This is a genomic window from Streptomyces sp. NPDC091287, assembly GCF_044768525.1.
In the GTDB taxonomy this organism is placed as follows: Bacteria; Actinomycetota; Actinomycetes; order Streptomycetales; family Streptomycetaceae; genus Streptomyces.
In genome coordinates this window covers 24924-36787 of sequence record NZ_JBIVUV010000023.1, presented here as the reverse complement: position 1 = coordinate 36787, position 11864 = coordinate 24924, and the positions used below count along the sequence as shown (strand labels likewise).

The 11864-nt window shown below is 69.9% G+C and carries 7 protein-coding genes; all 7 read right to left on the bottom strand.

Annotation, left to right across the window (positions count from 1 at the left end):
* Positions 1–638 precede the first annotated feature (638 nt).
* The 7 genes from ACIQRW_RS32520 to ACIQRW_RS32490 all read right to left on the bottom strand — a co-directional run bounded on the left by ACIQRW_RS32520 (position 639) and on the right by ACIQRW_RS32490 (position 11722).
* Positions 639–1040, bottom strand: a complete 402-nt coding sequence (locus tag ACIQRW_RS32520) for a nuclear transport factor 2 family protein (RefSeq protein WP_403767255.1) — start codon at positions 1038–1040, stop codon at positions 639–641.
* A gap of 263 nt (positions 1041–1303) precedes the next feature.
* On the bottom strand, positions 1304–4162 hold the full coding sequence (locus ACIQRW_RS32515; protein WP_403767419.1) for an AAA family ATPase: 2859 nt from the start codon (positions 4160–4162) through the stop codon (positions 1304–1306).
* A gap of 902 nt (positions 4163–5064) precedes the next feature.
* On the bottom strand, positions 5065–6759 hold the full coding sequence (locus ACIQRW_RS32510) for a flavin monoamine oxidase family protein (protein WP_403767252.1): 1695 nt from the start codon (positions 6757–6759) through the stop codon (positions 5065–5067).
* Between the two features lie 48 nt (positions 6760–6807).
* Complete coding sequence (locus tag ACIQRW_RS32505) at positions 6808–7605, bottom strand: carbon-nitrogen hydrolase family protein (protein ID WP_403767249.1); 798 nt, start codon at positions 7603–7605, stop codon at positions 6808–6810.
* A 426-nt stretch (positions 7606–8031) separates the two neighbouring features.
* Positions 8032–8490, bottom strand: coding sequence for an Lrp/AsnC family transcriptional regulator (locus tag ACIQRW_RS32500; RefSeq protein ID WP_007453204.1), 459 nt, complete (start codon positions 8488–8490; stop codon positions 8032–8034).
* A gap of 141 nt (positions 8491–8631) precedes the next feature.
* Positions 8632–10089, bottom strand: coding sequence for an aldehyde dehydrogenase family protein (locus ACIQRW_RS32495; RefSeq protein ID WP_403767246.1), 1458 nt, complete (start codon positions 10087–10089; stop codon positions 8632–8634).
* A gap of 166 nt (positions 10090–10255) precedes the next feature.
* Positions 10256–11722, bottom strand: coding sequence for a GuaB1 family IMP dehydrogenase-related protein (locus tag ACIQRW_RS32490; RefSeq protein ID WP_403767243.1), 1467 nt, complete (start codon positions 11720–11722; stop codon positions 10256–10258).
* Between the last annotated feature and the right edge of the window lie 142 nt (positions 11723–11864).

Sequence of the window (11864 nt, the reverse complement as noted above, 5' to 3'; positions counted from 1 at the left end):
CCTGCGGTGTCGGTGAAGGTCCGCTGCCGGGAGGTCACGGCATGCGGTGGATGGCGGTCCTCTTACTGGGACCGGGCTCCCGCGACGGACCGTGGTCGCGGCGATGGTTCGGCATGCCGGAGCGGATGATCCTTCACTGGTAGTCCCCCGAGTCGTGCGGTGTCGATGGTTGGTGCTGTGCGTCGGTCCGTGCGCACCGTGTCGGTGCGCTTCGAACCCTGTCGGCCTCTACCGGACCCTTCTGGACCCTTGCGAACCCTTTCCGACTCTTCCGAAACCCTTTCCGTCCATTGCGGATCGGTGCGGACCATGTCGGAGCTCTGTCGGATCCGTGTCGGGCGATGATGTGTTCCGGCTGGTGAGGTGGGTCGACGGCGGTACGGTGCGGCGGCCCTGGCGGGCGTGGTGTCGTGAGTTCGGGTTCCGGGCCGGTGGTGGGTCACGGCCGGAAGGGTGCTTGACCGGTGTCCGGCCCCGCTCCCCGACCTCCGATGTGACGTTCTGTTCTGTTCTACGGATCGATTCTGCGCCAGAAGTGGCGGCCTGGCTTCGGGGTTCACCCCTGGCCGCCACCCCAGCATCGTTGTTCCCACCTGCCCCAGGCGTATCCCCGGGGGCACGTGGGCACCCAGGGGTTGTCAGGCGCCGGCGGGTGCGATGTCGGTCAGACCCCAGTAGGCGCGCATCTCGCGGATGAGACCGTCCTCACCGATGGTGAAGACCGAGACGAGGTTGACGTCGAGGCGGCCACCGCCGGTGGGGTCCTGCGGGTTGTTGATGGTCGCCTTGAGCGGCAGGGCGACGCTCTGTCCGTCCTGGGCTCCGCTGGGCACGCCGGGGACGTCGTGGGTGTCGAACTCGTGGAGGACGCGCTGGAAGTAGGCGCGGAGGGCCTCCTCGCCGGTGACGGGAGGAGCGCCGACCGGGTCTGCCACGACGGCGTCGGTGGCGAAGAGCTTGACGACGCCGTCGAGGTCCTTGGCGTTGACGCGCTCGAAGTACTCCAGGACGGTGGCCTTGCGCTGAGTCTCGTCGATCACGGGGTTCTCCAGTGCCTTTCGGTTGCCTGCGAGGCGACGCGAACGGTCGCTCGCGCGGCCACCGACGCCGTCAGGTCTGCGGTGGCCGCGCTGAGATTCTCGTGGGCCGGTCGGAGCGACAGGGCCGGGTTCGCCCCCAGCCAGCCCCCAGTATTCGGCCCCGGGGCAGCACGGCAGGGCCGTGTGCCGGGGCCGGATACCGGGTCGCTTGCGGGCGTTCCGGTCGGCCGGGTCCGTTCCGGGTCAGCCGGGTTCAATCCGGGTCAGTTCTGGCCCAGGGCGTCGCGGAGTTCGATGCGTGAGGCGACGCCCAGCTTCCGGTAGACCTGGCTGAGATGCCACTCGACGGTCTTGACGGTCACGAAGAGCATGTGGGCGATCTCCTGGTTGCGTTTCCCCTCGGCCGCGAGCAGGCACACCCGGTGCTCCCTGGGGGTGAGTCCGGAGACCCCGGTGCGGGCCGATTCGCGGACCCGCACCCCCATGACGGCGAGTTCCTGCCGGGCCTGCTTGCTCAGTGCGGTGGCACCCATGCCGTCGGCGAGATCGCTGGCCGCCCTGAGTCTTCGGCGCGCCGCCGATGGCTGTCCGGCGATCCGTAGCGCGGTGCCGTACTGGATCAGAGCGGCGCACTCGTCGAGGGCGTCGGCCGTACCGCTGAAGAGTTCGACGGCCTGTTCGAGGTCTTCGAGGTGCGTCGCCCCGCCGGTCGCCCGCGCCCGGGCGCACAGGGCGAGAGCGATCTCCCGGTCACTGCCGAAAGCGCGGGCGGCCTCCAGCTGCTTCTCGGCGAGGGCATGGGCCTCCTCCCGCCGTCCGAGGGCGCACAGTGCGTGGACGGCCTCGGTCGCCGGGGAGAAGGCGGGGCATCTGGCTCCCCACTCCTGCAGCAGTTCGTGCGTGCGGAGCAGTTCACCCATACCGGACTCGATCTCCCCCTGGGCGATGCGGAGCTGACCGCGGGCGATCATGAAGGGCAGGAAGATGGAGAACTGGGGTATGTGCGTGGGGATGCCGTACCGCTCGTACGCCTCCACGGCGGCGCCGAGCTGGTTGCGGTGGAGGAGCACACCGACCAGGGAGAGTACGGCGAGGGGGCGGCCGAGGGCGGGGACCGATCCGGCGCCCAGGCCCTTGAGGGCGCTCAGCGCGTCGACCTCGGCCTCGCCGAGCGCGCCGCGGCGCATGTTGACCAGGGCGCGCAGGGCACGGATGTCCTCGGCGGCGAGCCGCAGGTGTTTGGCCTCCGCCTCCTGGAGGGCTTCGTCGAGGATGCTGAGCGCCTGGGTGAGCCGCCCGCAGCACAGGAGGCAGAAGGCGGCGATCCAGGAGGCCTGGGCACCGCCGTCCGGCTCGGCGACCAGGGCGCCGGAGGGCAGGGCGTCCTCGCTCAGGTCGGCGACCTTCTTGGCCGACTCGCCGTTCAGCAGGGCTGCTTGGGCCTGCTGGGCACGGATGAGACTGGTGGAGTTCTCGGAGCCGTCGGCGCCGATGATGGCGGCGAGGTCCTGTTCGGCTGCGGGTTTGGTGTTGGGGGACAGACTGGCGAGCTTGATGAGTTCGGAGCGGAGCCGCAGGGCGAGTTCGCGGTCGTGGGGTTCGACCTCGGCATGCACGCTGCGCAGCAGGTCGAGGGCTTCCCCGAAGCGCATGGCCATGCTGAGGGCGCCGCTGAGGCTGAACGCGATGGAGGCGCGGGCGGTGGGCGTCTTGGCCAGGCTCATGGCCTGGGTGAGGTGTTCGACGGCCTTGGGGTCGCGTGCCCGGTGTTCGGCCTCACCGAGCCGGAGGAGGAGGTCCGCGAGCATGTCGTCGGGGGCCTTCTCCTGCATGGCGCGTCGCAGGACGGCGACGGCGGCGCAGGGGTTGCCGTTGGCGAGTGCCTTCTCGCCGGCCGCGACGAGGATGTCGACGGCGCGCCGGTCCTCGCTGGGTGGGGCGTGCAGGAGGTGCTCGGCGACGTGTTCGGCGGGGGCGCCGTCGCGGTCGAGGGCTTTGGCGGCGCTGGAGTGGGCGCGGAAGCGGAAGGTGTTGGGGAGATGGGCGTAGACGGCATTGCGCATGACGGAGTGCCGGAAGCGCAGGGGGGTGCCCTGGGCGAGGAGACCTATGTCCATGAGGGCGCTGGCCGCATCGGTGACCTCGTCCTGGTGGAGGCCGGTGGCGGAGGCCAGTTGGGCGAAGTCACCGCTGGTGCAGAGTACGGCGAGGCTGCGCGCGAGGACGTGGGCGTTCTCGCGGTACTCCGGCGGAACGAGCCCGACCCAGCGGGGCAGTGCGCGCGCCAGGGTGCGTGGGGCGGTACGGGCGGCGGCGCCGATGCCGGGGGTGTCGTCGCCCTGGCGCCGGAACTCGGTGAGGAGTTCGCTGAGGAAGAAGGGGTTGCCCCCGGTGACCTCGTGGAGCACCCGGACGACGTCGGGATCGGGGTCGCGGTTGAAGACGGCGGAGAACAGGTCACGCACACCGTCCCGGCTCAGGTCATCGAGGCAGATGGCGGGCATGCTGGGCATGGTGATGAAGTGTTCGGCCTCGGGTGCGTTGCCGTGGTGCACGAGTGCGGTGACGGCGACGCAGAGGATCGGGTGCTGCCCCAGGCGGCACTCGATGTACTGGAGGAACCGGAGCGAGGGTTCGTCCGCCCAGTGGAGGTCGTCGACGAGTACGAGCACGGGCTGACGCCGCGACAGGTTGACGAGCATCCAGTAGAGGCCGCGCAGGAGATCGTGCTCTCGGTCGACGGCGACCTCGCCCCGGACACCGCTCTCCGCGTGCTCGAAGAGGCCCGCCGCCATGGCGGCGGGCCCCGCCAGAAGAGCGGAGCGTTCCTCCGGCGTCGCGGAGGCGAGCAGGTACTCGAAGAGCTGTCGCACCAGCCCGTAGGAGAATCCGGACTCGGTCTCGTTGCCCCGGGCGTGCAGGACGCTGAAGCCCTCGACGGACGGCAACGATCGGACTGTCCTTAACAGGGAGGTCTTTCCGGTGCCGAACCTTCCTTCGACGAGGAGCAGGCCACCGTTGCTCTTCTGACACTCGCGAACGGCGTCGTCGAGGTTCTGAATGTGGTGTTGCCGTTCAATCAGAGGAAAGTCGTTCGACCCTGCCGATTCCCTGTGGCGCAACAATGAGGAACCCCCGTTCTTCTTCTGATTCGACCCGGGGCGCCCGTGAACGGCCCCCCGGTGATGTCCGCGTGGCTCCGGCCTTACCCGTGGAGTCGGGGAGGACGAGCGGATCGCGCGAGAGGCTTCCGTTTTTCCGGGCCGGAAGGGTGCGACGTCGGGGGCGGCCCGGGCATGGGGTGGGGTGGACGCCGGCAGTATGCGGCGCACCGTGTGCCGTGGATCGGCGTGAAACGTTCACTCACAGTCGTACGAACCACAACGACTCCCCCAACCGTCTGGTTCTCAGCGCACCCCGTCAACCGTCCTGCCGCGGGGCGACGGAACACCCTCTGACCTGCGGTCACTCGCGTTGCGTCAGGTGCGAGGCCCCAGAGGCCAGGAGGAGCAACAGCCCTCACTGCAAGGTTTGGCCATCATAAAGAACGAATATGACCAACACTTTACGAGTAGCAGAATCTAGACGACTTTTGCTGACCACCTGTGATCGGAACCCACTGTGCGTATCGATCACCATCCTGCATGAGCAGCCACAACATCAACAGCGGGGTTCCACAACGGCGGGCTCGAAGCCGTCGAGGATGGCTGAAAAGTTATGGTGTGGCGACTTTTTGCTCCCGGTCGGGAACCAGTCGGGTTCCGGCGGTACGGTTCCCCGAGGAGACCACGGGTTTCCCTCTCGATGCCGCACACGCCGTCGGCGCGTCAGGGCGCACACCGCTGACATGCCGCAGCGCACCGCCCACCTGCCGCGCTCACGGACGACATCCCATGGTCAGGCCCGACACACCGCAGCCGCCGACCAGGCAGCCGGCGGACGCAGGACCTCCGGTCCGCGGTGGGGCGAAAGCCGGCCACTTCGGTGAAGCCGGCCACTTCGGTGAAGACGCCCGGTCCTTCGCTCAGTCCTCGGGGAGTTCCACCGGGGCGATCTCGTCGAAGACGTCGCCGGGCCCGGGGTTGGTCGCGTCGGTCGCCCCGCCGAACTGGTGCATGACGCCCCACACGGCGTTCAGCGCGGTCTGCACCGCGCCCTCGGCCCAGCCGGCCGTCCAGGAGATGTCGTCGCCCGCCAGGAACAGGCCCCGCTTGTCGGCGGGCAGTCCGTCCTGCATGAAGTGGGTGAACAGCCGCCGCTGGTAGCGGTAGTGGCCGGGCAGGTTCGCCTTGAACGCGCCCATGAACCAGGGCTCGTTCTCCCAGGAGACGGTGACCGGATTGCCGATGATGTGGCTCCGGACGTCGACGTTCGGGTAGATCTCGCCGAGCGACTTGAGCATGACCTCCATGCGCTCCTTCGGGGAGAGCGGGAGCCACTTCAGGCTGTCGTCGCACCACGTGTAGGAGAGGCAGATGACGGCGGGCTTGTCGGGGCCGTCGTCCAGGAGGTACGTGCCCCGGGTCATCCGGTCGGTGAGCGTCATCGACATGGTGTCGCGGCCGGTGGTCGCGTCCTTGTCCAGCCAGAACGGCCGGTCGACCGGGACGAACAGCTTGGACGACTCCATGTAGTGGGTGCGCTCCATCGCCGTCCAGTGGTCGATCGGGAAGAGCGCGTCGTCGCAGTCGATCTTGGAGAGCAGCAGCCAGGACTGGCCGGTGAAGACCGCGGCCCGGAAGGTGCGGATGTCGCCGGTGGCGTCGGTGACCGTGATGCGGTTGCCCGCGGTACGGGTCAGCCGGGTCACGGCGGGACGCGGCTCGCCCTCGTGCAGGGAGGCCAGCGAGGTGCCGAGCGGCCAGTGGACGATCTTCCGCGGCTCGCGGTCCCACAGGCGCAGCGGGAGCTGCTGGCTGCCGCCGACGATGCCGCGGTGGTGGTCGTCGGCCTCGGTGTAGACGACGCGCAGGATCTCCAGGATGGAGTTGGGGAAGTCGGTGTCCCAGCCGCCGGTGCCGAAGCCGACCTGCCCGAAGATCTCGCGGTGCCGGAAGGACTTGAACGCGTCGGAGTCGCAGAGGAATCCGTAGAACGTCTGGTTGTCGAGCCGCTCGACGAGCTGCGACCAGATCTCCCGGATGCGCGGTACGTCGCGCTCGCGCAGCGCCCGGTTCATGTCGGAGAAGTCGGCGCCCTCCTCCAGACAGGCGCTCCACGCCTCGGCCACGTCGCGGTAGACCTGCGGCAGGTCGTCGATGGTCTCGGCGTAGTGCGACTCGCCCTTGAGGTCGACGACGGTCGAGGGCGTCGCCGGGGAGAGCGGGTTGGGGAAGGGCCGGGTCTCCAGGCCCACCAGGTCGATGTAGTGCTGGAGCGCCGTGGAGGAGGGTGGGAAGCGCATGGCGCCCATCTCGGCGGTGAGCGAGGGGTCGCAGCCGTCGAAGCCGACGGTGCGCAGCCGGCCGCCGATCTGGTCGGCCTCGTAGACGACGGGCTTGAGGCCCATCTTCATCAGCTCGTACGCCGCGATGACCCCGGAGAGCCCGCCGCCGATGACGGCGACCTCCTGGCCGTGCTCGGTCGCCGGTATCTGCCCGAGGCCCGCCGGGTGGGCGAGGAAGTCGTCGTACGCGTACGGGAAGTCCGGCCCGAACATGGTGATCGGCGGGGCGGCCGCGTCGGTGTGCTGGACGGCGTTGGGCACCGTGGACGTCATGGGGTACGGACTCCTTGCGCGGTACGGAAGTTCGGGGAGGAGGCGGGCTCAGGCGAGGGAGCCGTACAGGCCGGGGCGGCGGTCGTGCAGATACGGGTTGGCGGCGCGCGAAGCGGCCAGGACCTCCGGGTCCACCTCGCCGACGACGAGTTCCTCGCCGCGTCCGGCGCGGGTGCGCACGGTGCCGTCGGGGCCGGCCAGACAGCTGAGCCCGACGAACTCGAACTCGCCTTCCGGCCCGGTGCGGTTGACGTACGCCACGTACATCTGGCTCTCGAAGGCCCGTACGGGGACGACGGATTCGGCGACGAACTGGAAGGGGTGCATCTGCGCGGTGGGCACCAGCAGCAGATCGGTGCCGGCCAGGGCGTGCGCCCGGACGTTCTCCGGGAACTCGACGTCGTAGCAGATCAGCAGGCCGATGCGGATGCCGTCGAGGTCGGCCTGGACGACCGGCTGGTCGCCCGGGGTGAACCACTCCTGCTCGAAGCAGCCGAACAGGTGGGTCTTGCGGTAGTTCGCGAGCCGCCCGCCGTCGGGGCCGATGAGCTGGGACGCGTTGAAGATCCGCTCCCCGTCGCGCTCCGGGTAGCCGTAGAGGACCGCGAGGCCGTGGCGTACGGCGATCTCGGCGACGGCCTCGGCGCCGGGGCCGTCGGCGGGCTCGGCCAGCTCGGGGACGGCGTCGCCGATGGCGTATCCGGTGAGGAACAGCTCGGGCGAGACCAGCAGCCGGGCCCCCGCACCGGCGGCCCGTGCGGCGGCCTCGTCCAGCACCTTCAGGTTCTCGGCGACGGCACCCGGGCGTCCGGAGCTCTGGAGCAGGGCGGTGCGCAACGACGGCATGGCTGACCTCGGGCGGGGCGGTGCGGGCGGGGTGGGGAGACGTATCGAAGGTACGTGGCCCTGATCGGCCCGGACAAGGCGCGAGTGTTGCGCACCAACCGTTGATTCGTTGCGTGGGGAGGGCCTGGCGCGGCGAATCGTTGCGTGGGGCGTCATCGCAGGTCAGCGGGGTGATGTGCGCCACTGCCGGGGGACCCCGAGGAGCGCACCCTAGGGCGTGTTTCGAAAGTCCCGCCTGCTCGGCGACGCCTGGCACTTCCCCAAGTTCTCGGCTCCGCTCGAGCAGGGGAGACCCCATCCCTCGCCGCGTTGTCGGGATCACCCCGATACATCCAGTATCGGGGCGACCCTCCGCCTTGCGATCGCACGCACCAGACGCCGCCGAGCCCGCCCTCCGGGCGGACGGCGCTACTTTCGAAACACGCCCTAGGCGGGCGGGCCCTCCGCCGAATACCGCCGCAGCAGCGGCGAGAGCACCAGGACGGATTTGGTGCGCTCGACGTACGGCTCTCCCGCGATCCGCTCCAGGACCTGTTCGAAGTGGCGCATGTCGGCGGCGAAGACCTGGACCACCGCGTCCGCCTCGCCGGTCACCGTCGAGGCCGAGGCGATCTCCGGATAGCGGGCGAGGCCCTGCTTGATGGCGTCCGGGGAGGTGTTGCGGCTGCAGTAGATCTCGATGAAACCCTCGGTCTCCCAGCCGAGCGCCGCCGGGTCGACCCGCACGGTGAAGCCGGTGATCGCCCCCTCGGCCCGCAGCCGGTCGACGCGGCGTTTCACGGCGGGGGCGGAGAGGCCGACGATCGCGCCGATGTCGGCGTAGGAGCGCCGGGCGTCTTCGGCGAGGGCGTGGACGATGCGTTCGTCGAGGTCGTTCAGGCGCACGTCGGACGGTTCACTTCTCTGCGATGGGTCGGCTTGCGGGAGGCGGAGCGTGCCGCCTCCCGCAGTAGACCATGCGCCGCCGTCACGGGCGTGCCCGGCACGATGGGGCCCCCGGCCGGCCCGGACCGGGCGGGGAGGCGCTCAGAAGGGGAACTGCGAGCGGCCGTGCTGGATGGAGATCCACTTCTGGGTGGTGAAGGCCTCGACCATCGAGTCGCCGTTCAGCCGGCCGAGGCCGGAGCTCTTCTCGCCGCCGAAGGGGACGATCGGCTCGTCGTGGACGGTGCCGTCGTTGATGTGGATCATGCCGGTGTGGATGCGCTGGCCGATCCGCACCCCGCGCTCGATGTTGCCGGTGTGGACGGCGCCGCTGAGGCCGTACGGGGTGTCGTTGGCGATGCGGACGGCCTCGTCCTCACCGTCGAAGGGCACCAGCAGGGCGACGGGGCCGAAGATCTCCTGGTGCAGGACGGGCGAGTCGGCGGCGAGACCGGTCAGCACGGAGGGGCTGACCAGGTTGCCGTCGGCGCGGCCGTGCAGGAGGGCCGTCGCCCCGGCCGCCACGGTCTGGTCGACGAGCTTGGAGATGGACTCGGCCTGCGAGGAGTTGATCAGCGGGCCGATCTGGGTGGCCGGGTCGGCGGGGTCGCCGACGGTGAGCGAGGCGACCTTGGCGACGAACTTCTCGGTGAACTCCGCCTCCACGGCGCGGTCGACCAGGATGCGGTTGGCGGCCATGCAGACCTGGCCCTGGTGGACGTACCGGCTGAAGACCGCCGCGTCGACGGCGTAGTCCACGTCCGCGTCGTCGAGCACGATCAGGGCGCTGTTGCCGCCGAGTTCGAGGACGGCGCGCTTGAGGTTCCGGGCACAGACGGTGGCGACGTGGCGGCCGACCTTGTCCGAGCCGGTGAAGGAGATGACCTGCGGAACGGGGTGCTCCAGCAGGGTGTCGCCGATCTCCGCGATGTCGGTGATCACGACGTTCAGGAGCCCGGCGGGCAGCCCCGCGTCCTCGAAGATCTTGGCCAGCAGGGTGCCGCCGCAGATCGGGGTGTTCTGGTGCGGCTTGAGGACGACGGCGTTGCCGAGGGCCAGCGCGGGGGCGACGGACTTGAGGGAGAGCAGGAACGGGAAGTTGAACGGGCTGATCACACCGACGACCCCGACGGGCACGCGGTAGACGCGGTTCTCCTTGCCCTCGGTCGGCGAGGGGAGGATCTGTCCGGCGGGGCGCAGCGCCAGCTGGATCGCCTCGCGGAGGAACTCCTTGGCCAGGTGCAGTTCGAAGGCGGCCTTCAGCCGGGTGCCGCCGAGCTCGGCGACGATCGCGTCGCTGATCTCCGGCTCGCGCTCCTCGACGAGGCGCAGCGCCTTCTCCAGGACGGTCCGCCTGCTGTACGGGTTGGTGTCCGCCCACGCCTGCTGGGCGCGCTCGGCGGCGCGGTAGGCCTGGTCGACCTCGTCGGCGGTGGCGACCGGGATCGAGGCGAGCTTCTCCCCGTCGAACGGGTTGAAGTCGATGATGTCCCAGGACCCCTTCCCCGGCCTCCACTCGCCGTCGATGTACTGGTGGGCCAGGTCAGTGAAGAAGGACATGAGATCCCTTACCGCAGAGAGGCGGGCAGCTGAGTGGGCTTCATATTACTTACCATTCAACGAAGTTGAAGCGCACCCCCGACCCGCCTCCGGATGCCCGAAAACGACCCTGCCCCCTCCGGCGCGAAGTGTCGGAGGGGGCAGGGTCGTTGCGGTGTTTCCGGGATCAACTCCAGCTGGCGTGCAGCGGCTTGCCCTCGGCGTAACCGGCGGCGCTCTGGACGCCGACGACCGCCTTCTCGGCGAATTCCGCGAGGGAGCCGGCGCCGGCGTAGGTGCAGGAGGAGCGGACGCCCGCGATGATCGAGTCGATGAGGTCCTCGACTCCCGGGCGGGTCGGGTCGAGGAACATCCGCGAGGTGGAGATGCCCTCCTCGAAGAGCGCCTTGCGGGCGCGGTCGTACGCGGACTCGTCCGAGGTGCGGTTCTTCACGGCGCGGGCCGAGGCCATCCCGAAGGACTCCTTGTAGAGGCGGCCGTCGGCGGACTGCTGGAGGTCGCCGGGCGACTCGTACGTCCCCGCGAACCAGGAGCCGATCATCACGTTGGACGCGCCGGCGGCGAGCGCCATCGCGACGTCGCGCGGGTGCCGGACGCCGCCGTCCGCCCAGACGTGCTTGCCGTGCTTCTTCGCCTCGGCGGCGCACTCCAGGACGGCGGAGAACTGCGGGCGGCCGACGCCGGTCATCATCCGGGTGGTGCACATGGCGCCGGGGCCGACGCCGACCTTGATGATGTCCGCGCCCGCCTCGATCAGGTCGCGCACGCCCTCGGCGGCGACGATGTTGCCCGCGACGATCGGCACCCGCGGGTCGAGCGCCCGGACGGCCTTCACCGCGCTGATCATGGACTCCTGGTGGCCGTGGGCCGTGTCCACGACGAGGACGTCGGCGCCCGCGTCCAGGAGCTGCTTGGCCTTGCCGGCCACGTCACCGTTGATGCCGACGGCGGCCGCGATGCGCAGCTTGCCCTCGGCGTCGGTGGCGGGGGTGTAGAGCGTGGCGCGCAGGGCGGCCTTGCGGGTGAGGATGCCGACGAGGCGTCCCTGCGCGTCGACCGCGGGGGCGAGCTTGCGGTTGGCGCCGTCGAGCTTGTTGAAGGCGTCGCGCGGGTCGATGTCCGCGTCGAGCAGCACCAGGTCCTTGGACATGACCTCGGAGAGCTGGGTGAAGCGGTCGACGCCCGTGAGGTCGTGGTCGGTGACGACGCCCACCGGACGGCGGTCGGCGTCGACGACGACGCCCGCGCCGTGGGCCCGCTTGGGCAGCAGGGACAGCGCGTCGGCGACGGTCTGGCCGGGGGCCAGCTCGATCGGGGTGTCGAGGACGAGGTGGCGCGTCTTGACCCAGGAGATGACGTCGGTGACGACCTCGATCGGGATGTCCTGGGGGATGACGACGAGGCCGCCCCGGCGGGCGATGGTTTCGGCCATCCGGCGGCCCGCGATGGCGGTCATGTTGGCGACCACGAGCGGAATGGTGGTGCCGGTCCCGTCGGGCGACGAGAGGTCCACGCCCTGCCGGGAGCCGACCGCGGAACGGCCCGGGACCATGAAGACATCGTCGTACGTGAGGTCGTACGGGACCGCGGGGGACTCTGTGTAGCGACCGGTGCCCGGCTCAAGAAAACGCATAACACTCATTTTTTCATACGAAACGGTGCAGGTCGTTTCCACGAAGACACAACAAAGGACCCCCGCGTTCGTCTCTTCCTCCGAAGAGGCGCGAAGAGGCGGCCGGGGGCTCCGGGCAAGTGGAACCTGCCTTACCCACGGA